This is a genomic window from Rhizobium sp. NLR8a (genome assembly GCF_019685235.1).
GTDB lineage: Bacteria > Pseudomonadota > Alphaproteobacteria > Rhizobiales > Rhizobiaceae > Rhizobium.
Window position 1 is genome coordinate 169,911 of record NZ_JABDWI010000005.1, and the last position, 22,707, is coordinate 192,617.

The following is a 22,707-nucleotide window of genomic DNA, read 5'->3' on the forward strand; positions in this document are numbered from 1 at the left end:
TCCTTTCAGCCTGTCCGTATCCGGAGGAGATGATATGGCCGTCAGTCCGACAACCATGGCAGCCGTGCGTGCGAGCGGCGCCGTTCCGAATGCGGAGTTTCTCTTGAGCGCCGAGGGCGTTCGCAAGGAGTTTCCCGGCGTCGTCGCACTCGATGACGTGCAGTTCCGGCTAAAGCGCGCCTCCGTGCATGCGCTGATGGGCGAAAACGGCGCCGGCAAATCGACATTGATGAAGATTCTCGCCGGCATCTATACGCCCGATAAAGGCGATATTCGCCTCAAAGGGGTCGAGATCCAGCTGAAATCTCCGCTCGATGCGCTGGAGAACGGTATCGCCATGATCCATCAGGAGCTGAACCTGATGCCGTTCATGACCGTCGCTGAAAATATCTGGATCCGCCGCGAACCGAAGAACCGCTTCGGTTTCATTGACCATGGCGTGATGCACAGCATGACCGAGGAGCTGTTTGCCCGGCTCAATATTGATATCGATCCCGATATCGAAGTCCGCCATCTCTCGGTCGCCAACCGGCAGATGGTCGAGATCGCCAAGGCGGTCTCCTGTAATTCCGACGTCCTCATCATGGACGAGCCCACTTCGGCGCTGACCGAGCGTGAGGTCGAGCATCTTTTCCGCATCATCCGCGATCTCAGGTCCCAGGGCATCGGCATCGTCTACATCACCCACAAGATGAACGAGCTTTTCGAGATCGCCGACGAGTTTTCCGTCTTCCGCGATGGCCGATATATCGGCACGCATGCCTCGACCGACGTCACCCGCGACGACATCATCCGCATGATGGTCGGGCGCGAGATCACTCAGATGTTTCCGAAGGAAGAGGTGCCGATCGGCGAGGTCGTGCTCTCCGTCAAGGACCTCTGTCTCAAGGGCGTCTTCCGCAATGTTTCCTTCGAGGTCAGGGCCGGCGAGATTCTCGGTGTGGCCGGCCTCGTCGGCTCCGGACGGTCGAATGTCGCCGAAACGCTGTTCGGCGTGACGCCGGCAAGCTCCGGCACGATCGAACTGTTCGGCAAGCCGGTGACGATTTCCTCACCGACCGAGGCCATCCGTCACCAGATGGCATTCCTGACGGAGGATCGCAAAGACACCGGCTGCCTGTTGATCCTGGATATTCTGGAAAACATGCAGATCGCCGTCCTGCAGGACAAATTTGTCAAGGGTGGTTTCGTGCAGCAGGGAGCACTCGAGGCGACCTGCGAAGACATGGCGAAAAGGCTGCGCGTGAAAACCCCCAATCTTTATGAGCGGGTGGAAAACCTTTCGGGCGGCAATCAGCAGAAAGTGCTGATCGGGCGCTGGCTGCTCACCCATCCGAAGATCCTGATTCTCGATGAGCCGACGCGCGGCATCGATGTCGGCGCCAAGGCGGAAATTCATCGGCTGGTCACGGAAATGGCGCGAAACGGCGTGGCGGTTATCATGATCTCATCCGAAATGCCCGAGGTTCTCGGCATGAGCGACCGCATCATGGTCATGCATGAGGGCCTGGTGACCGGTTTCCTCAATCGCGATGAAGCAACGCAGATCAAGGTGATGGAGCTGGCTGCGCGGTAATGCGCAGCTTGAGATCGCCTAAGGGAGGTTTGATATGAGTACCAAGGCAGCAGAGGGTACGGCCCCGCTCGCAACCCGGCAGAGACGGCGGCGTATGCCGCCGGAACTCAGCATCTTCCTGGTGCTTGTCGGCATCGCGCTCATCTATGAAGCGCTCGGCTGGATGTTCATCGGCCAAAGCTTCCTGATGAATTCGCAGCGCCTGACAATCATGATCCTGCAGGTCTCCGTCATCGGCATTATCGCCGTCGGCGTCACGCAGGTCATCATAACAGGCGGTATCGATCTGTCATCGGGCTCCGTCGTCGGCATGACGGCGATGATCGCAACCAGTTTCGCCCAGTCCTCCACCTGGGGGCGGGCCGTCTTCCCTTCGCTGACCGATCTTCCGGCGCTCGTGCCCATCATGATCGGCCTGCTGATCGGAGCGGCGGCGGGTCTGGCGAACGGCGCGCTCATCGCCTATACGAAGATCCCGCCGTTCATTGCAACGCTTGGCATGTTCGTTTCCGCCAGAGGTGTTGCCAAGTGGTATACGAAGGGGCAGCCGGTTTCCGGTATCACCGAGCAGTTTCATTTTATTGGAACGAAGGCGTGGCCGGTTGTCGTCTTCCTCGTCGTTGCACTGATCTTCCATATCGCGCTGCGCTACACCCGCTATGGAAAGTTCACCTACGCCATCGGCGCGAACCCTCAGGCGGCCCGCGTTTCCGGTATCAACATCGAAGCGCACCTCGTCAAAGTCTATGTGATCGCTGGATTGCTCGCTGGTCTCGCCGGCATCGTCACGGCGGCACGCGCGGAAACAGCGCAGGCAAGCATGGGCGTCGGATATGAGTTGGACGCGATCGCTGCGACCGTCATCGGCGGCACATCGCTCACCGGCGGCGTCGGGCGCATCACCGGCACCGTCATCGGAACCATCATTCTCGGCGTCATGACCTCGGGCTTCACCTTCCTCAGGATCGACGCTTATTATCAGGAGATCGTTAAGGGCTTCATCATCGTCGCGGCCGTCGTCATCGACGTCTACAGGCAGAAGAAGCGCCGCAAGCATTGAGCTCCGCCAGTACGATCCGAGTTTTGACGGGGGCTTCGGCCCCCGTTTCCTCTGGTGATGCTCCACGATGCCGATGACCAAAAAAAAAGAGGTGGCGAATCCCGCCAGCTTTTCTATTCTGCCACGTCATACGCCCGCCTCGGGCAGCGCAGGAAGACAGATGCAATTCGTATTTGACGGCCACAACGACGTTCTCCTTCGACTCTGGACACATTCAAAAGACGGCAGTGACCCGATCGCGGAGTTCGCAGATGGCACGACGACCGGCCATATCGATGCGCGCCGGGCGAAAGAGGGCGGTCTTTCCGGCGGCCTCTGCGCCATCTACATTCCTTCGGGCGATCTTGTGTTCGCCGATCCGGATGCCGATGGCCGCTACATCACGCCGATGGCGGCCCCTCTCGATCCGCTGCCGTCCCTCGCCATCGCCACCGAAATGGCGGCGATTGCGCTGCGGCTCGATCAGGCAGGCGCCTGGCGGCTCTGCCGGACGGTGAAGGACATCCGCAGCGCCATGGAGGACGGTATCTTTGCCGCCGTCATGCATATGGAGGGCTGCGAGGCGATCGGCGCCGATCTTTCGGCGCTCGAAGTGTTCTATGCGGCGGGTCTGCGGTCGCTCGGGCCGGTCTGGAGCCGGCACAATGTCTTCGGCTACGGCGTGCCCTTCGCCTTCCCGATGTCGCCGGACACAGCCCCCGGCCTGACCGATGCCGGCTTCGCGCTGGTCCGGGAATGCAATCGCCTCGGCATCCTGATCGACCTTGCCCATATCACCGAGAAGGGTTTCTGGGACGTGGCCAAAACGACGGAACAGCCGCTGGTCGCCAGCCATTCCAACGCCCATGCACTGACGCCGGTCGCGCGCAACCTGACGGATAGGCAGCTCGATGCGATCCGCGAAAGCCGCGGGCTCGTCGGCATCAACTATGCCACCGCCATGCTGCGTCCCGACGGCCGCTCGGACAGCGACACACCGCTTGCCGATATGATCCGCCACATCGACTATCTGGTGAACCGCATCGGCATCGATTGCGTTGGCCTCGGATCGGACTTCGACGGCGCAACCATTCCGGAAGAAATCGGCGACGCGGCCGGCAATCAGAAGCTGATTGCCGCTCTCCGGGAGGTTGGATATGGTGAGGCCGATCTGACGAAACTTGCCCGTGAAAATTGGCTTCGTATTCTGGCGCAAGCTTGGCGCGAGGACGACGCCTAAAGCGCCGCGCGCCTCTGGACGCACTGAAAACGGACAATAGTTTTAATGAGATATGACCGACAAAACGCTTCGCAATCAATCAAGAACAGGGGAACAGACCATGATGATCACCAAGCTCAGCCGCAATTTTCGCCTGCTTTCCGCAGGAGCCGCCCTTTCGCTTTTGATGATGACGGCACCCGTCGCCTTTGCCGAAACGCCCAAGGACACGCTGGTCGAGGGTTTTGCCATCGACGACATCATCACCATGGATCCCGGCGAGGCTTTCGAGCTTTCGACGGCGGAGATCACCAGCAACAGCTACAGCCTGCTCGTCCGCCTCGATCTCGCCGACACCTCCAAGGTGAAGGGTGATCTTGCCGAGAGCTGGAGCGTCTCGGATGACGGCCTCACCTATACGTTCAAGCTGAAGCCAGGTCTCAAATTCGCCTCCGGAAATCCGATTACCGCCGAAGACGTCGCCTGGTCGTTCGAGCGCGCCGTCAAGCTCGACAAGAGCCCGGCCTTCATCCTCACCCAGTTCGGCCTGACCGGCGACAATGTCACCGAAAAGGCCAAGGCCGCTGACGCCAATACCTTCGTCTTCACGGTCGACAAGGCCTATGCGCCGAGCTTCGTGCTCAACTGCCTGACGGCGACGGTCGCCTCCGTCGTCGACAAGAAGCTGGTGCTGGAACATGTGAAGGCGGTGACGCCGGATGCCGAGCACAAATACGACAACGATTTCGGCAATGAATGGTTGAAGACCGGCTATGCCGGCTCCGGCGCCTTCAAGCTGCGCGAATGGCGCGCCAATGAAGTCGTCGTGCTGGAGCGCAACGACAACTATTACGGCGATAAGCCGAAGCTCAACCGCGTCATCTACCGCTATATGAAGGAAAGTTCGGCCCAGCGGCTGGCACTCGAAGCCGGTGATATCGATATCGCCCGCAATCTCGAGCCGGGCGACATCGACGCCGTTTCCAAGAATGCCGATCTCGCAACGACCAGTGCACCGAAAGGCACAATCTACTACGTCAGCCTGAACAACAAGAACGAGAATCTGAAGAAACCCGAGGTTCAGGAGGCTTTTAAGTATCTGGTCGACTACGATGCAATCGGCGCAACACTGATCAAGGGGATCGGCGAAATCCATCAGACCTTCCTGCCGAAAGGCCAACTCGGCGCGCTCGACGAGAACCCCTACAAGCTTGACGTCGCCAAGGCCAAGGAGCTGCTTGCCAAGGCTGGCGTTCCGGACGGCTTCTCGGTGACGATGGACGTGCGCAATACGCAGCCGGTGACAGGTATTGCCGAATCCATGCAGCAGACTCTGGCGCAGGCCGGCGTCAAGCTGGAAATCATCCCCGGCGACGGCAAGCAGACGCTGACCAAATATCGCGCCCGCACCCATGACATCTATATCGGCAACTGGGGCTCGGATTACTTCGATCCGAACTCCAATGCCGACACCTTCACCAGCAATCCGGACAACTCCGATGCCGGCACAGTCAAGACGCTCGCCTGGCGCAACACCTGGGAGGCGCCGGAACTCGACAAGCAGACAAAGGCAGCTCTCCTTGAACGCGACGGCGCCAAGCGCGCGGCAATGTATCAGGACGTCCAGAAGAAGTTCCTTGCCAACAGCCCCTTCGTCATCATTTTCCAGCAGACCGAGGTCGCCGGCTACCGGAAGAATCTGAAGGACTTCAAGTTGGGTCCGAGCTTCGACACCAACTTCGTCGGTCCGATCGCCAAGGAATAATCCGGCGGGATTAGCGGCGTGAGCACCATCGAAACCACACGAGAGGCGCGGCCCCGAAAGGGCCGTGCCGGGGCCTTCGCCAAGGCTTTGGGACGGTTCCTGTTCGCCGCCGTCACCACCTATCTCGGCCTACTGGCCGTCACCTTCTTCATCGGCCGCGTCGTGCCGATCGATCCCGTGCTCGCCATCCTCGGCGACCGCGCTCCCACCCATGTCGTCGAGCGGGTGCGCCAGGAGATGGGTTTCAACCTGCCGCTCTATCAGCAGTTCTACATCTACATCAAAGGCATCCTGTCCGGCGATTTCGGCAATTCGGTGCTGACGACCAATCCTGTCATGGTCGACATCCGCCGCGTCATGCCGGCGACGATCGAGCTCGCGACGTTGGGAACGCTGATCGGCGCCTGCGTCGGCGTGCCGCTCGGTGTTCTCGCTGCCGTGCGCCGCGGCAGCATCGCCGACCAGGTCGTGCGCGTCATCGGCCTCGTCGGCTACTCCGTGCCGATTTTCTGGCTGGCGCTGATCTCGCTCGTCATCTTCTATGCCCAGCTGCGTTGGGTGGCCTTCCCCGGCCGCATCGACATCGTCTTCGAATATACGTTCGCGCCGATCACCGGCTTCTATCTTCTGGACAGCGCCTGGCAGGGGCAATGGGACGTCTTCTATGACGTCTTCCGCCACATCATCCTGCCCGCTTCGCTGCTCGGCTATTTCTCGCTCGCCTATATCAGCCGCATGACCCGCAGCTTCATGCTGAACGAGCTTTCGCAGGAATATATCGTTGCTGCGCGCGCAAAGGGGCTTTCCGAACCACGGGTGATCTGGGGCCATGCGCTGCGCAACGCCGCCGTGCCGCTCGTCACCGTCATCGCGCTTTCCTATGCCGGCCTGCTCGAAGGATCGGTGCTGACCGAGACCGTCTTTTCCTGGCCGGGCATCGGGCTCTACATCACCAATTCGCTGCAGAACGCCGATATGAACGCCGTCCTTGGCGGCACGATCGTCATCGGGACGATCTTCATCGGCATCAATCTTCTGTCCGATCTTCTCTACCGGACACTCGATCCGAGGACGCGAAACCGATGACGGCTCCTGCCAGCCCCTCTCCTGCGATGAGCCGCCGCGAATGGTTGCTTTCCGACCGGCCGCAATCGCGCAGGCAGGCCCGTCTCGGCCGCGCTTACGTCACCTGGCGGCAGTTCACGGCCAACAGGCTCGCCGTCGTCGGCCTGCTGATCATCATCGCCCTGCTCCTCGTCGCCGCTTTCGCGGATTTGCTCGCCACACACAACCCCGTCGTCGGCGATCTCCGCAATGCCCGCCTGCTGCCGCCGGGAACGGCCGGCTATCTGCTCGGCACAGACGATCAGGGCCGCGACATCTATTCACGGCTGATCTATGGATCGCGATTGACTTTGTTCGTCGTCGCGCTCGTCGCGATCATCTCCGCGCCGATCGGGCTGATCGTCGGCACGGTCTCGGGCTATGCCGGCGGCTGGGTGGATGCGACGCTGATGCGCATCACCGATATCTTTCTTGCCTTTCCGAAACTGGTATTGGCGCTCGCCTTCGTCGCCGCTCTCGGCCCGGGCATCCAGAACGCGGTCATCGCCATCGCCATCACCTCCTGGCCCCCTTATGCTCGCATCGCTCGGGCCGAGACGCTGACGGTCCGGCGTTCCGACTATATCTCGGCAGTGAAGCTGATGGGCGCCTCGCCGTTCCGCATCATCGTGCGTCATGTCATGCCGCTCTGCATTTCCTCGCTGATCGTGCGCGTGACCCTCGATATGGCCGGCATCATTCTGACGGCGGCCGGTCTTGGTTTTCTGGGTCTCGGCGCACAGCCGCCGCTGCCGGAATGGGGCGCGATGATCGCCTCTGGCCGGCGCTTCATTCTGGATCAGTGGTGGGTCGCGGCCATGCCCGGCATCGCCATCCTCATTGTCAGCCTCGGCTTCAACCTCTTGGGCGACGGCCTGCGCGACGCGCTCGATCCGAAGGAGAGCGGCCAATGACAACGCTTCTGACGGTCGACAGGCTCAAGGTCAGTTATCCCACCCGCACCAGCCTGATCGAAGCGGTGCGCGGCGTCTCCTTCACGCTCGGCAGGGAAAGGCTCGGCATCGTCGGCGAATCCGGCTCCGGCAAGTCGCAGACCGGCCGGGCGATCATGGGGCTGACGCCGAAACACGGCATCGTCACAGCCGACAGGCTCGATTTCAGCGGCATCGATCTCCTCAAGGCATCCGCCAGCGAAAGGCGCAGGTTGCGCGGCAAGCGCATCGCCATGATCCTGCAGGATCCGAAATATTCGCTCGACCCTGTCATGACGATCGGACGGCAGATCTGCGAAACGCTCCGCACTCATGAGAAGATCGGCAAGGCGGAGGCGCGCGAACGGGCGCTCGCCATGCTTGAAGCGGTGCAGATCCGCGATCCTCAACGCGTCTTCGACCTGCACCCACACGAGGTTTCGGGCGGCATGGGACAGCGCGCCATGATCGCCATGATGCTGATCGCCGGACCCGAACTGCTGATTGCCGATGAGCCGACTTCGGCGCTCGACGTGACGGTGCAGCTCGATGTGCTCCGGATCATGGACAGACTGGTCTCCGAGCGCGGCATGGGGCTGATCTTCGTCTCCCATGATCTGAGACTGGTGTCTTCCTTCTGCGACCGGGTCATCGTCATGTATGCCGGCAAGATCGTCGAAGAGCTCGCGGCCGCCGATCTCAAACATGCGCAGCATCCCTATACCAGGGGGCTGCTGAACTGCATGCCGGAGATCGGCGCGAACCGCCATCCGCTGCCGGTGCTCGACCGCAAGCCGGAGTGGGCGGTATGAGCGCAGCCCTCCATGTCGACAATCTCAGTGTCGTCTACGACGATTTTCATGCGCTGAAGGATGTCAGCATCAGCGTCGAACGCGGTGAATCCTTCGGCCTCGTCGGTGAATCCGGGTCGGGAAAATCGACCTTGCTGCGCGCCGTTGCCGGACTCGCGCCGATCAGCGGCGGCGCGATCCACATCGACGGCGAAGAGCTGAAAGGTTCAAAGCGCAGCAAGGCCTTCTATCGGCGCGTGCAGATGGTCTTTCAGGATCCCTACGGCTCGCTGCATCCGCGCCAGACGATCGACCGGCTGCTGCTCGAACCGCTTGCGATCCACGCCGTTACCGACAGCGACAAGCGCATTGCCCGCGCGCTCGACGAAGTCGGCCTCGGTAATGGTTTCCGATTCCGCTATCCGCATCAGCTTTCCGGCGGTCAGCGACAGCGTGTGGCGATCGCCAGAGCGCTGATCGTGCAACCGTCGATCCTGCTGCTCGACGAGCCGACGTCGGCGCTCGACGCCTCGGTGCAGGCGGAGGTACTGAACCTGCTCGAACAGATCCGCCGCGACCGCAAGCTCACCTTCGTCATGGTGAGCCATGACCTCGGCGTCATCACCCATATGTGCGAAAGGCTCGCGGTGATGCGCAACGGCGCCGTCGTCGAACGATTGAGCTCGGAAGAGCTGGCGCGGGGCTCGGTCCAGGAGGATTACACGAAAAATTTGATGATCGCGAGCAGGGGCTTCGTCAAAGCCTGAAGGGCAATCATTTCAAGCCATTGAAAAGAAAAGGCTGGTGGCGGCGTTAAGGATAAGGTTCCCTTAAAAGACGACCATTCGACTAGACTATTGACAGCAGCCCGGCTTCTGTCATGATCCTGTTAACGATTGTTAGCTTTCGTGATCATGGAGGTCGAAGCATGTTCTTTCTCGGTGGGATGACCATGGGCTACCTCGATCCTCCGGTGAGAGCCGATCGCAAGGAACAGACCACGGTCTCCATGCCGGCGGAACAGGACCGGCGCCTGATCGGGACAGAGACCTCCGATCTGCAGCAGAACGAGAACGCCATCGAGCGCTCCTTGATCTGGGCATGGCGCACGCTCTGCTGAAGAGCGGTTGAATTTTCTCTTCCGCTCGCTCTGGACGGAAATTTATCTCTACCTACCTGATAGGGAATAAGAAATATAACAGCGAGCCGCACAACCGGCCGCACGAGAACAACGGAGGCGACACATGGCAGAGCTGGGTATTTCGCATACTCACGTAAACCACTATGGTTCGGTAGCCACCAAGAAGCCGCACGCGACGCGCCACAGGCTTCAGACGGTGCTCCATGGGACGATCTTCACCGCGGCATTCCTGTTCGTGGTGGCAATGGTCTGCGGCGTCCTCGGATAGTCGGCGGATGATAGGCCTCGGCACGATGCCGGGGCTGCGTGCGCCCATCCATGCGGCGCGTTCCGCGCTCGCGGCAAGCCCGAACAAAGCGCGGCCAGACGATGATCTGGCGAACCTTCCTCTTATCGAAAAGCTCCTGCCAGTCCTCAAGGTGGCGACATGCTCGGCGCTCAGCCTTGCGCCGCAAGCCCGCGGGCTCGTTCGGCTCACGATTCTTGACTTGAATTATCGCGAGAATGTCCAACTTTTCGCCATGGTTTTGCGGAGAGGGTATTGATCGACCTTCGCGCTGGACCAAGGCTACGCCCGGTTACATCGCTTGGCCCAGACGTCATTCACCCCGGCTTCATCGATCTTCGAAGAATCGGGCCCCGTTCATGTAGCAGTCATGATAAGCAGTGCAAAAGGCTGAGCAAAACAGCCATAACTTTGTTTGGATCCAGAACCGAACCCATGTCTATTGCCAATCTTTCTCCGAGCCTTCCACGCGACTCCGATACGAAGCAGATCGATCACAATGATTCGATCCGCTCGACCTATCTATCCATCGAGGACATCAAGGCGATGGGCGAAGCGGTCGCCGTCAACGGCGTCGACAAGCTGCCGGCTTTCGCCGCCTTTGATTTCTTCGCGCGCCACAAGGAAAACGAGAAGGAAATCCTGCGCGTCTACCGCACCACGGCAACCGACGTCGAGGCCGGAGAGACGATCACGCCGGCGGCGGAATGGCTGCTGGACAATCACTACATCGTCGAAGAGGCGATCCAGGAGGTACGGCGCGACTTTCCCCGCCGCTTCTACCGCGAACTGCCGACCATGCGTGTCGGCGGCGTCGACATTCCGCGCACGCTGGTGCTTGCCTGGCTCTACGTCGCCCATACCCACAGCACGATCTCGCAGGAAAGCCTGACGGCGCTGGTCGACGGCTTCCAGACCAGCGAGACGCTGAGGATCGGTGAACTCTGGGCCCTGCCCTCGCTGGTGCGCTATGTGCTGGTGGAAAACCTTCGACGCATTTCGAGCCGTGTCGAAGCGAGCCGCCGCCTGCGCCGCCGCGCCAACGAGGCGGCCGACGAATTGGTGCGCCTGACCGATCCGGTCAAGGCTGCCGCCTATCTGAAAACGCTGGAACCGCTTGCCGAAGACAATACCTTCTCGACGCAGTTCCTCTATCGCCTGCGTGACGGCTCGCAAACGTCGAGCCTGGCAATCACCTGGCTCGATGAACGCCTGGAAGAGCTCGGTCGCAATACCGAAGAGGCGACGACCGCCGAACACAGCCGTCTGTCTTCCGGCAACGTGACGATGGGCAACATCATCCGCAGCCTGCGCGAGATCGACGATACCGAATGGTCGGTCTGGGTCGAGCAGGTCAGCCATGTCGACAAGCTGCTCTGGGAGCATTCGGATTACGGCATCCTCGATTCCGGCTCGCGCAACAAATACCGCAAGCAGATCGAGAAACTGGCCAAGCGCTCGCCGCTGACCGAAATGCAAATCGCCCAGCTGGCGCTCGACATGACCGAGGCCGCCAAGGCCTCCGACGAGCCGCGGCCGCATGAGCCGAATGTCGGCGGCTTCCTGTCAGGGGCGCAACGGCCGAAGCTCGAGGCGCGGGCGAATTATCGCCCGACGATCACCCAGCACTTCGTGCGCGCCGTGCGCCGGTTCAACTGGCTGTCGATCGCGCTGCCCGTCATGCTGCTGACGATCATCGCCATGGCGATCGTCGGCAGGTTCATGGCAAGTGCCGGGATGGGCGCAATCGAGATCGCAATCCTGCTGATCATGTTCTCATTGCCGGCCTCGGAGGGCGCAACCGGTCTCTTTAATACCCTGCTGTCCTTCTTCGTGACGCCTGCCCGCCTCGTCGGCTACGAGTTCAAGGAAGGCATTCCGGAGGATGCGCGCACGCTGCTCGTCGTGCCCTGCCTGATCTCGAACCGCGACAGCGTCGACGATCAGGTGCGCAATCTCGAGGTTCATTATCTCGCCAATCCGCGTGGAGAGATCTATTTCGCGATGCTCAGCGATTGGCCCGACAGCGATGTCGAGGAGACGCCTGCCGATCTTGAGGTTCTCGATTACGCAAGACGCGAGATCGCCAATCTTTCCGCCCGCTATGCCTACGACGGCAAAACCCGTTTCTACCTGCTGCATCGCCGTCGCCTCTACAATCCCTCGGAAGGCGTATGGATGGGCTGGGAGCGCAAGCGCGGCAAGCTGCACGAGCTGAACATGCTGCTGCGCGGCGACCGGGACACGACCTATCTGCCCGGCGCCAACGCCGTGCCGGCCAATGTGCAATATGTCATGACGCTCGATGCCGACACGCGCCTGATGCGCGATGCCGTCACCAAGCTCGTCGGCAAGCTCTATCACCCGATCAACCGCCCGGTCATCAATCCGAAGACCGGCCGCGTCGAGAGCGGCTACGGCGTGCTGCAGCCGCGTGTCACGCCGTCGCTGACGACGGGCAAGGATGCCTCGGTCTTCCAGCGTGTCTTCTCGATCAATCGCGGTCTCGACCCCTATGTCTTCACCGTGTCGGACGTCTATCAGGATCTTGCCGGCGAAGGCACGTTCACCGGCAAGGGTCTCTATCATGTCGATGCTTTCGAAGCCTCGCTGAAGGGCCGGATCGAGGAGAACTCGGTGCTCAGCCACGACCTTCTCGAAGGCTCGATGGCGCGCTGTGCGCTCGTCACCGATCTTGAATTGGTCGAGGATTTCCCGATCCGCTACGAGGTGGAGACCTCGCGCCAGCATCGCTGGGCGCGCGGCGACTGGCAGCTCCTGCCCTATATGTTCAATCCGAAATACGGCGTTACGGCCCTCGGCCGCTGGAAGATGTTCGACAATCTGCGCCGTTCGCTGACGCCGATCGCCTGGTTCTTCGCCTCCGTTCTCGGCTGGTATTTCATGGGTCCGCTCGGCGCGCTCGTCTGGCAGATTCTCTTGATCTTCTGCCTGTTCGTGGCGCCGACGCTTTCGCTCATCAACGGCATCATCCCGCGCACCAGCGATATCGTCGCACGCGCCCATCTCTATACGGTCTGGTCGGATATCACCGCCGCCAATGCGCAGGTCGCATTGCGGATCGTCTTCATCGCCGATTCGGCGGCGATGATGGCGGATGCGATCGGCCGTTCGCTCTACCGGCTGCTCGTCAGCCGCAAGCTGATGCTGCAGTGGCGGACCGCCGCCAGCGTCCAGGCCGGCGGGCAGGGCACCCTCGCCTCTTATTACAAGCAGATGTGGCATGCGCCGGTACTGGCGCTGCTGGCGCTCGGATTTGCGGCGCTCCCCGGCGACAACGCCTTCCTCGTCGGGATCCCCTTCGCGCTCTTATGGATCCTTTCGCCTGTCGTCGCCTGGTATGTCAGCCAGTCGGCCGAGACCGAGGATCGGCTCGAGGTCGCCGATTCCGTGTCGAGCGAACTGCGCAAGATCGCCAGGCGCACCTGGCGTTATTTCGAGACCTTCACCACCCCCGAGCAGAATTATCTGCCGCCGGACAATATCCAGGAAACGCCGCACGTCATCGTCGCGGCGCGCACCTCGCCGACCAATATTGGCGTCTACCTGCTCTCCGTCGTTTCCGGCCGGCATTTCGGCTGGTTCTCTTTCGAGGAGACGCTCGAACGGCTGGAGCAGACGATCGCTACGATCGACAAAATGGAGAAATTCCGCGGCCATCTGTTCAACTGGTATCACACCGATACGCTGCAGACGCTCGGGCCGCGATACGTCTCTGCCGTCGACAGCGGCAATCTCGCCGGCCATCTGATCGCCATTTCTTCGGCCTGCCGCAACTGGGCCGAGGCGCCATCGGCCCACATGCAGGGCAATCTCGACGGCGTCGGCGACACGGCCGGCATCCTCGGCGAAGTGCTGGCGGACCTGCCGGACGACCGCAAGACCGTGCGCCCGCTGCGCCGACGCCTGGAAGAACGCATCGTCGGCTTCCAGAATGCGCTTGCCGCCGTCAAGCGCGAGCACGAATTCGCCTCGATCCGCATCATCAACCTTGCCGTTCTCGCACGCGACATAGAGAAGCTCGCCGCCAATCTCGATCATGAGGTCAAGTCGAAGCAGAGCGAGGAAGTCACCCAATGGGCGGCATCGCTGGTGAAGGTCTGCGAGGCGCATATATCGGACAGCACCTTCGACCTTTCCAAAGTCGATGCGCTCAGGCCGCGCCTGGTGGCGCTACGCGACAAGGCCCGCGATCTCGCCTTTTCAATGGATTTCGGCTTCCTGTTCCGGCCGGAGCGACGCCTGCTGTCGATCGGCTATCGCGTCGAAAGCGGCGAGCTCGACCAGGCCTGCTATGACCTTCTCGCCTCGGAATGCCGCCTGACCAGCCTCTTCGGCATCGCCAAGGGCGATCTGCCGACGGAACACTGGTACCGTCTCGGCCGCCAGGTCGTGCCTGTGGGATCACGCGGCGCGCTGGTCTCCTGGTCCGGATCGATGTTCGAATATCTGATGCCGCCGCTCGTCATGCAGGAGCGTGGCGGGGGTATTCTCAACCAGACGAACAATCTGGTTGTCGTCGAGCAGATGAATTATGCCCGCAAGCTCGGTATCCCGTGGGGCATTTCGGAAGCGGCCTTCAATGCCCGCGACCATAACCTCAATTACCAGTACACGAATTTCGGCGTGCCGACGCTCGGCCTCAAGCGAGGCCTCGGCCACAATGCCGTCATCGCCCCCTATGCTTCGCTGCTGGCCAGCCAGTACGACCCGCCCGGCGCACTCGAAAACCTGCAGAGACTGCGCAAGGTCGGCGCGCTCGGCAAGTTCGGCTTCCACGACGCGGTCGATTTCACGCCGACGCGCGTGCCGGAAGGCAAGAAATGCGCGGTGGTCTACAATTATTATGCCCACCATCACGGCATGTCGATCGCGGCCGTCGCCAACGTCGCCTTCAACGGCCATCTGCGCGAACTCTTCCACTCCGATCCGGTGATCGAGGCGGCGGAGCTTCTGCTGCAGGAAAAGGCGCCGCGCGACATTCCCGTCATGAGCGGCAAGCATGAATCCGATACGCCGGCCAGCATCCAGGACGATCTCATGCGGCCGGAAATCCGGAAGATCAGCGATCCCCTTTCGCGCGACCGCGAACTCGTGTTTCTGTCGAACGGCCATTATTCCTTGATGCTGACGGCGACGGGCGCCGGTTATTCCCGCTGGAATGGTCTTTCCGTTTCCCGCTGGAAGGCCGATCCCACCGAAGACCGCTGGGGCACCTTCATCTTCCTGCGCGACACCGCCACCAACGAATGGTGGTCGGCGACAGCGGAGCCGAAGGGTGTCGAGGGCGAAAAGATCAAGGTCGAATTCGCCGACGAGAAGGCACAGTTCACCAAGACGGTCGGCGATCTGACGAGCGAGGTGGAGTGCATCATCGCGACCGAGCACGATGCTGAAGCCCGTCGCGTCACCCTGCTCAACATGGGTGGGGAAGATCGTTTCATCGAAGTCACGTCCTATCTCGAACCGGTGATCACCTCTGATGATACCGACAACGCACATCCGGCATTCGCCCGCATGTTCGTCAAGACCGAGATCGGCAAGCGCGGCGACGTCATCCGCGCCGAACGCAACAAGCGTGATCCGAACGAGCCGAATATCAGCCTCGCACATCTGATCGTCGACAATGCCGGCGACACCCGTCACACCGAATTCGAAACCGACCGGCGCAAGTTCATCGGTCGCGGCCGCAGCCTCGCCGATGCGGCGGCCTTCGATCCGGGCGCCACACTTTCCGGCAGCGACGGTTTCACGCTCGATGCGGTGATGTCGCTGCGCCGCACCGTGCGGGTGCCGGCCGGCAAGAAGGTCAGCGTCTTCTTCTGGACGATCGCCGCGCCAAGCCGCGACGAGGTCGACAAGGCGGTCAATCGCTACCGTCATCCCGACGCCTTCAACCACGAGCTCGTCCAGGCCTGGACGCGCACGCAAGTGCAGATGCGCCATGTCGGCGTCACCTCGCAGCAGGCGGCCGCCTTCCAGCATCTCGGGCGCTACCTCGTCTATCCCGACATGCAGCTGCGCAAGGATGAGGCGACGGTCGAGGCCGGCCTGCAATCGCAATCGGCGCTCTGGCCGCTGGCGATCTCCGGCGACTTTCCGATCTTCACGCTGCGTGTCAACGACGACATGGATCTCGATATCGCCCGCGAGGCACTGCTGGCGCAGGAATATCTGCGCTCGCGCGGCGTCACCGCCGATCTCGTCATCATGAACGAACGCGCCTCTTCCTATGCGCAGGACATGCAACACGCGCTCGACGCCATGTGCGAGAACGTACGCCGCATGGGCCAGGCCGACGGCTTGCGCCAGCATATTTTCGCGGTTCGCAAGGACCTGATGGAGGAGAACACTTACAAGGCATTGATCGCGGCTTCCCGCGTCACCCTGCATGCGAAGAACGGCAAGGTGGTCGACCAGATCAACCGCGCCGTCGCCCTGTTTGCACCGTCGAAGGACGAACTGCAGGAGATGGAGCGCGCCGAGCGCAACAGGGCGCCGGTCAAGCGCATCGCACCGGTGCCGCCGCCCGTGATGCCGGCCGTTGCCATCGAGGAGGAAGGCGACCTCGACTTCTGGAACGGATTTGGCGGCTTTGCCCGCGATGGCCGCGAATATGTCGTTCGCTTGCCCGGAGGTCATGCGACGCCCCAGCCCTGGATCAACGTCATCTCCAACGACAGGTTCGGTTTCCACGTGTCGGCCGAAGGCGCAGGTTTCACCTGGAGCGTCAATTCGCGCGATTATCAGCTGACGTCCTGGTCGAACGATGCGGTGGTCAACCGATCGGGCGAGGCCTTCTATCTCGCCGATCTCGAAAGCGGCGCCGTCATGACTCCGTTCGCAGCGCTTTCGCGCCGGCCGGATATCCGCTTCGAAGCCCGCCACGGGCTCGGCTATTCGGTCTTCTCCACCGTTCAGCACGAGATCGCGCTCGAGCTGACACAGACGATCGACCGCGAGAAGCCGGTGAAACTGCAGCGCCTGCGCCTGCGCAACACCGGTTCGACCGGCCGTAAGCTGCGTCTCTATGGCTACGTCGAATGGGTTCTCGGCAGCAATCCCGGACGCACCGCACCCTTCATCCTGTCGAAGCATGACGAGGAGACGGGGGCGCTGTTTGCCACCAATCCCTACAGCATCGATTTTTCCAACCGAACCGCCTTCTTCGCGGCGAGCGAGACGCTTTCAAGCTTCTCGGCAAGCCGGCGCGAATTTATCGGCAAGGCTGGCACGATCCAGATGCCTCAGGCCGTCACCTCCGCAGCCCCGCTTTCGGGCGTCACCGAACTGGATGGCGATCCGGCTGCGGCTCTGGCGATCGATATCGAACTCGGGGCCGGCGAGGAGCGCGACGTCACCTTCTTCCTCGGCGATACGCCGACGGAAGAAGAAGCGCGCGCCCTGATCGCCGATATAAGCAAGTCTTCGTTCGACGATGCGGTCGAGGCAAACCGCGCCTTCTGGCGAGATTTCACCGGCAGGCTGCAGATCTCGACGCCGGATCGCGGGATGAACAATCTCGTCAACACCTGGCTGCCGTATCAGAGCCTCGGCTGCCGCATCATGGCCCGCACCGCCTTCTACCAGGCAAGCGGCGCCTTCGGTTTCCGCGACCAGTTGCAAGATACGCTGGCCTTCCTGATGCACGAACCCTCGATCGCCCGGCGTCAGATTCTGAATGCCGCCTCACGGCAGTTCCGCGAAGGTGATGTTCAGCATTGGTGGCTGCCGGGAACGGGTGCGGGCGTTCGCACCTTGATTTCGGACGACGTCGTCTGGCTGAGCTACGCGATCCACCATTATTGCACCGTCACCGGCGACAAGACCGTGCTCGACGAGGAGCTTGCCTTTCTGGAAGGACCCGCTCTTCTCGAAGGTCAGCACGACTCCTTCTACAAGCCGGAAATTTCCGAGGACAAGGCGAGCGTCTACGAACATGCGGCCCTGGCGCTCGATCTCGCCATCGCCCGCAAGGGCGCGAACGGTCTGCCGCTGTTCCTCGGCGGCGACTGGAACGACGGCATGAATCGCGTCGGCATCGGCGGGCGCGGCACCAGCGTCTGGCTCGGCTGGTTCCTGGCCGGTGCACTGCGCGCCTTCATTCCCTATGCCGAGGAGCGCGGCGATACGGCCCGGGTGGAGCGCTGGTCGGCCCATCTCGCCGAATTGAAGAAGGCGCTCGAAACTGCGGCCTGGGACGGCAGCTACTATCGCCGCGGCACATTCGACGACGGTGCGCTGCTCGGCTCCAAGGAGAGCCCGGAATGCCGGATCGACTCGATCGCCCAATCCTGGAGCGTTCTGTCCGGCGAAGGCGACCTGGCCCGTGCCGGAAAGGCGATGGATGCCGTGCTCGACCAACTGGTCGATGAGGAGGCGCGCATCATCCGGCTGTTCACGCCGCCTTTCGTCAATTCCGCCAGGGATCCCGGTTACATCAAGGCCTATCCGCCGGGCGTGCGCGAAAACGGCGGGCAATATACCCATGCCGCGACCTGGGTGGTGATGGCGCTCGCGGAGCTGAAGCGGGGCGACGACGCGCTGCGCTGCTTCCAGATCCTCAATCCGATCACGCATGCGCTCGACAAGGCTTCGGCCGAACAATACCGGGTCGAACCCTATGTCGTGGCAGCCGACGTCTATGGGCATGAGCCTTATACGTCGCGCGGCGGCTGGACCTGGTATACCGGATCGGCCGGCTGGCTCTACCGCGCCGCCGTTGAGGGCATTCTCGGTATCCGGTTGAAGGACGGCCGGCTCCATGTGCGTCCGTCGCTCCCGTCGGAATGGGACGGTTTTGCGGCGGAGGTGGAGCGGGGCGGCGTCAAATACCGCATTTCGGTCTCAAAAGTGTCCAATGCCAGCGGCTACACTCTGTCGATCAACGGCAGCGAAGTCACCGATCCCGAAGAGGGATATCCGCTCGGATAACAGCGTTCTCCACGCTGAGGAACACGGCGATTCGCGGCGGCCAAAAGGGAACCCTTTTGGCCGCCGTCGCGTTTGCAAAATCGGATAACAGGAGAAACCCATATGGCAAGCACGCCGACCGAAGCCATCGGCACCGAGCGCAGTTCCTCATCCGCAGCTGCGACGACGCGCGATACAAGGCTTGACGTGCTGCGTGGCCTGGCCCTGATCATGATTTTCATCAATCATGTTCCCGGACAGATCTTCGAATATGTGACGACGAAGAATTTCGGTTTCTCCGATGCCGCCGAGGCCTTCGTCCTGATCTCCGGCATCGCCGTCGGCCTCGCCTATGGTTCCCGCTTCAAGCCGGGCGACCGCATCAAGACGGCGATCAAGGCGGCGCGGCGCGCCTTCACGCTCTACCTCGCGCATATGATCACCACCTTCATGACGCTGGCGCTCTTCATCTGTGGTGCCTGGCTGTTCCACCGGCCGGGGCTGCTGGTCGAGATCAACATCCTGGCGGTTCTGATGAACCTGAAGGAAGGCATCCCGGCGCTTCTGCTGCTCGGTCACCAAATCGGCTACAACAATATCCTGCCGATGTATGGCGCATTGTTGCTGATGGTGCCGATCATCCTGCTCCTCAACGAGCGAAGCCCGCTTCTGGCGCTCGCCGTTTCCGGCACGGTCTGGCTGCTGGCCGGCATTTACGAGGTGGCGCCGCATAATTTGCTGATAGAGGGCTACTGGTTCCTCAATCCGCTCTCCTGGCAGTTCCTGTTTTCGATTGGAATTGTTTCGATCCTGCATATCAAGCGCGGCGGCACGATCCCGCGGCATCCGCTGCTGCTTGCGGCTGCCGCCGGCTATGTCCTGCTGTCCTTCATCTGGGTAACCGGCCATCTGTGGATTTTCGGCAATTCGCTGGCGGCGCTCGGCCTGCCCACCGTCGTCACCGGTTTCGACAAGACCTTCCTGTCGCTGCCGCGGCTGCTGCATGTGCTGGCGCTGACCTATCTCATCATCAGCATCCCGGCGTTCTCGCGCATCCTGCGGCGCCCAGCCGAACACCCGCTGACGATCCTCGGCCGGCATTCGCTGAACATCTTCGTCGCCGGCACGATCCTCGCCATGATCGGCCAGGTCGTGCTCTATATCACCAACAAGGATCCGCTGGTCGGCCCGCTCTTCGTGATCGTGGGCATCGCGACGCAATTCGCCTATGCCCACTACCTCGAGCACAAGCGCCAGCTGGGCAAGATCAAGGGCAAGCTCGTGACGGAGATTGCCGCGGTCCCTGTGCCTGTGCGAGTTGGCGGAGCGGCGAATACCTATCACCGGACCAATCGGAAATGGGAATCCCCATCTGATTGAAGAGCGGCGGGCTTAGCGGGGGCCCAAAATCGGCATCGAAAAGCACCACGGCATTGCAGCGCCTTTCGCGCGTTGAAAAGACGCGCGGCGCTGTAATGCCGCCGGCTCAACTTTTGTGAACTAGAATATTCACCAGCCGGTCGAAAGGATCGCGCACGTAGAAGCGCCTGACGCCCCAGGGCTCGTCGGCCGGACCGTATTCGATCGGAACGCCGGCGGCAGACATCGCCTCGAAAGCAGCATCGAGATCATCCACCTCGATGGAGAGATCGGGCACCGGAGTCCCGGAGCCGCCTTGGCTGGCGACACTGAGCTGAACTTTCATGGAAGTATTCGCGCCGAACGTGACGATCCAGCCGAGATCCATCATCAGATCAAGGCCGAGAATATCCTGATAGAAGCGTTTGGCGGCCATGATGTCGGGCGCCTGGATATTGGCGACGATGCGCAGGACTTTCATGCCGCTCTCCTGAGTATCGGCTAGCGACAACAGCTTAGAGGGGATCGGCGATGCGATCAATCAGCCCGGCCGCCAGACATGTCGTGCCTTGTGACGACCTCCTCTGCACGGCCGAGACCTCCGTCTCGATCTCGCTTGGCAGGGAGATGGCCGCCGGGACAAAGGGGGCCACGCGGGTGTCTGCTATCCCAGAAAGCTACCCAAGAAAAACAAAGGGCCGGAAGAGCGTCTGCCCTTCCGGCCTTATCCTTTAACTCGAAGCGCTCAGGCGGCTTCTGTGGTGTGCGCCTTGCGGACTTCTTCGTCCGTCAGGATGCCGCTGGCGCGCAACAGGGCGGCGAAGCGGCCGTTGCTGTGGCTGAGCTCGTCGAAGCTGCCCTGTTCGGCGACGCGGCCATCGTCAAGGAAGAGCACCATATCCGCTTCGCGGACCGTCGAGAGGCGGTGGGCGATGATGAAGGTGGTGCGGTTCTGCCGCAGATTGTCGATCGCGGCCTTGACGCGGGCTTCGGTCTCGACGTCGAGCGCCGAGGTCGCCTCATCGAGCACCAGGATCGGCGCATCCTTGAGGATGGCGCGGGCAATCGCGATGCGCTGACGTTCACCACCGGAAAGCTTGTTGCCACGCTCGCCGACATGGGTGTCGTAACGATCCTCACGGGTCTCGATGAAATCGGCGGCGGCGGCGGCTTCGGCCGCACGGCGCATGTCCTCCTCGCTCGCACCTTCGCGGCCGAGGCGGATATTGTCGCTGATCGAACGATTCAGCAGGCCCGCATCCTGGAAGACGGTAGCGATATGGCGACGCAGTGACTTCCGGGTCACCTTGGTGATATCGGTGCCGTCGACGAGAATCTGGCCGCCCTGCGGGTCGTAGACGCGCTGCAGCAGGTTGACCAGCGTCGTCTTGCCGGCGCCGGTCGGGCCGACGATGGCGACCGTCTGGCCTGCCTTTACCGAGAAGGAGACGTTGTGCAGGCCCTGCGAGCTGTTGCCGAAGCCGAAGGAGACGTCGCGGAATTCGACCGCACCCTTGACGTTCTTGATCTCGCTATTGCCGGCCGGCTCTTCACGGTCGCGCACCGAGTCTTCGAGCGTGTAGAAGTCCTCGAGCTTGGAGCGGGCCTCGAAGATCTGCGTCGCGAATTGGCGCATCAGGTCGAGACGGGCGATCAGCAGGTTGGCAAAGCCGATGAAGGCAATGACATCACCGATGCGCAACTCGCCGGACTGGACGAGCATCGTGCCGATGATCAGAACCACCATCATCGCGATGGTCGAAGCCATGCGGTTCAGCGCGCTGGCGAGCGCCCACCAGTCGAGCACCGGATACTGCGCTTCGAGCAGCCGGTCGGCGAAGGATTTCAACGCCTTGGTTTCCGCTTCGATACGGTTGTAGCTATGCAGAACGGAGACGTTGCTGATCGAATCGCTGACATGCGAGAAGACGGTATGGTAGTGGTTTTCGACCGAAGCCTGGCCATCCTTGGTGCGGCTCATGACCACGCGGCCGATCAGCCAATAGGCGATGCCAAGCACGATCAGCACGGCGGAAAGGCGCAAATCCATCGACATTGCCGTCGGCACCAGCAGGGACAGCGCAATGACCGTCGATAGGTGGTTGCGCATGAATTCCAGCCAGAGGCCAAACAGCGTCTCGCAGGCACGCAGCAGTGTATGCAGCGCGTTGGAGGTGCCGCGCTGATGGTGCCAGGCAAGCGGCATGGAAATAATGCGGCCGAAGGCTTCCGTCAGCAGCGTCGCCCGCCGGCCATGGGCAAGCCGGTCGGCCTCGCGGGAGACTAGAACGAAGGCGACGGTATTGAACACGGCGAAACCAGCCCACATGAAGAGGATGGGTTTGACTTCGCCCTTCCCCGATATCGCATCGATGATGCGACCGAACAGGATCGGTTCCGCAATGGTGATGGTCGCCAGAACAATGTTGGCAATAACGACCAGGGATACGCGGAGCTTGTAGGCGCCAAGATAGCGCAGAGCTCTTGCATAGACCTTGAATAGCGACACGTCTAACCTCTTGTGCATCTGCGAAAACGGGAATGATGGGATGCTACAAAAG

Annotated in this window: 15 protein-coding genes; 13 read left to right on the forward strand and 2 right to left on the reverse strand. The window is 61.6% G+C overall.

Features of this window, described 5'->3' with window-relative positions:
- Window positions 1-34 precede the first annotated feature (34 nt).
- From HJC04_RS11350 to HJC04_RS11410, 13 genes are all read left to right on the forward strand, one after another.
- Window positions 35-1,576, forward strand: coding sequence for a sugar ABC transporter ATP-binding protein (locus tag HJC04_RS11350; RefSeq protein WP_221146170.1), 1,542 nt, complete (start codon window positions 35-37; stop codon window positions 1,574-1,576).
- A gap of 34 nt (window positions 1,577-1,610) precedes the next feature.
- Window positions 1,611-2,636 (forward strand): ABC transporter permease, encoded by a 1,026-nt coding sequence (locus HJC04_RS11355; protein ID WP_064805578.1) that lies wholly within the window; start codon window positions 1,611-1,613, stop codon window positions 2,634-2,636.
- Window positions 2,637-2,796: 160 nt separating this feature from the next.
- Window positions 2,797-3,855, forward strand: coding sequence for a dipeptidase (locus tag HJC04_RS11360; RefSeq protein WP_210632671.1), 1,059 nt, complete (start codon window positions 2,797-2,799; stop codon window positions 3,853-3,855).
- A gap of 100 nt (window positions 3,856-3,955) precedes the next feature.
- Entirely contained in the window at window positions 3,956-5,599 is a 1,644-nt protein-coding gene (locus tag HJC04_RS11365; protein ID WP_221146172.1) for an ABC transporter substrate-binding protein, read from the forward strand.
- Between the two features lie 18 nt (window positions 5,600-5,617).
- Window positions 5,618-6,685: an ABC transporter permease gene (locus HJC04_RS11370; RefSeq protein WP_210632673.1), complete on the forward strand. Its 1,068-nt coding sequence runs from the start codon at window positions 5,618-5,620 to the stop codon at window positions 6,683-6,685.
- Window positions 6,682-7,617, forward strand: a complete 936-nt coding sequence (locus tag HJC04_RS11375) for an ABC transporter permease (RefSeq protein ID WP_184454662.1) — start codon at window positions 6,682-6,684, stop codon at window positions 7,615-7,617. The genes HJC04_RS11370 and HJC04_RS11375 overlap by 4 nt, the downstream gene beginning before the upstream one ends.
- The gene (locus HJC04_RS11380; protein ID WP_210632674.1) at window positions 7,614-8,447 is read left to right on the forward strand and encodes an ABC transporter ATP-binding protein; all 834 of its coding nucleotides are present in this window, start codon (window positions 7,614-7,616) and stop codon (window positions 8,445-8,447) included. The genes HJC04_RS11375 and HJC04_RS11380 overlap by 4 nt, the downstream gene beginning before the upstream one ends.
- Window positions 8,444-9,193 (forward strand): ABC transporter ATP-binding protein, encoded by a 750-nt coding sequence (locus tag HJC04_RS11385; protein WP_210632675.1) that lies wholly within the window; start codon window positions 8,444-8,446, stop codon window positions 9,191-9,193. Before HJC04_RS11380 ends, HJC04_RS11385 begins: the two co-directional genes overlap by 4 nt.
- Window positions 9,194-9,354: 161 nt before the next feature.
- Window positions 9,355-9,546 (forward strand): hypothetical protein, encoded by a 192-nt coding sequence (locus tag HJC04_RS11390; protein WP_210632676.1) that lies wholly within the window; start codon window positions 9,355-9,357, stop codon window positions 9,544-9,546.
- Window positions 9,547-9,670: 124 nt separating this feature from the next.
- Window positions 9,671-9,835: a hypothetical protein gene (locus tag HJC04_RS11395; RefSeq protein WP_020922541.1), complete on the forward strand. Its 165-nt coding sequence runs from the start codon at window positions 9,671-9,673 to the stop codon at window positions 9,833-9,835.
- 7 nt (window positions 9,836-9,842) lie between these two features.
- Window positions 9,843-10,112 carry a hypothetical protein gene (locus tag HJC04_RS11400; RefSeq protein WP_210632677.1) on the forward strand — a complete coding sequence of 90 codons (270 nt, stop codon included), beginning with the start codon at window positions 9,843-9,845 and terminating at the stop codon, window positions 10,110-10,112.
- Between the two features lie 176 nt (window positions 10,113-10,288).
- Window positions 10,289-18,808 carry a GH36-type glycosyl hydrolase domain-containing protein gene (locus tag HJC04_RS11405; protein WP_221146174.1) on the forward strand — a complete coding sequence of 2,840 codons (8,520 nt, stop codon included), beginning with the start codon at window positions 10,289-10,291 and terminating at the stop codon, window positions 18,806-18,808.
- Window positions 18,809-18,910: 102 nt separating this feature from the next.
- Window positions 18,911-20,167 carry an OpgC family protein gene (locus HJC04_RS11410; protein ID WP_221146175.1) on the forward strand — a complete coding sequence of 419 codons (1,257 nt, stop codon included), beginning with the start codon at window positions 18,911-18,913 and terminating at the stop codon, window positions 20,165-20,167.
- Between the two features lie 106 nt (window positions 20,168-20,273).
- Here HJC04_RS11410 and HJC04_RS11415 read toward each other — a convergent pair whose 3' ends face one another.
- Together HJC04_RS11415 and HJC04_RS11420 are read right to left on the reverse strand one after the other, a co-directional pair.
- A complete protein-coding gene (locus HJC04_RS11415; RefSeq protein WP_210632680.1) occupies window positions 20,274-20,627 on the reverse strand; it encodes a VOC family protein in 354 nt (117 codons plus the stop codon).
- 264 nt (window positions 20,628-20,891) lie between these two features.
- The gene (locus HJC04_RS11420) at window positions 20,892-22,655 is read right to left on the reverse strand and encodes a glucan ABC transporter ATP-binding protein/ permease (RefSeq protein WP_210632681.1); all 1,764 of its coding nucleotides are present in this window, start codon (window positions 22,653-22,655) and stop codon (window positions 20,892-20,894) included.
- Between the last annotated feature and the right edge of the window lie 52 nt (window positions 22,656-22,707).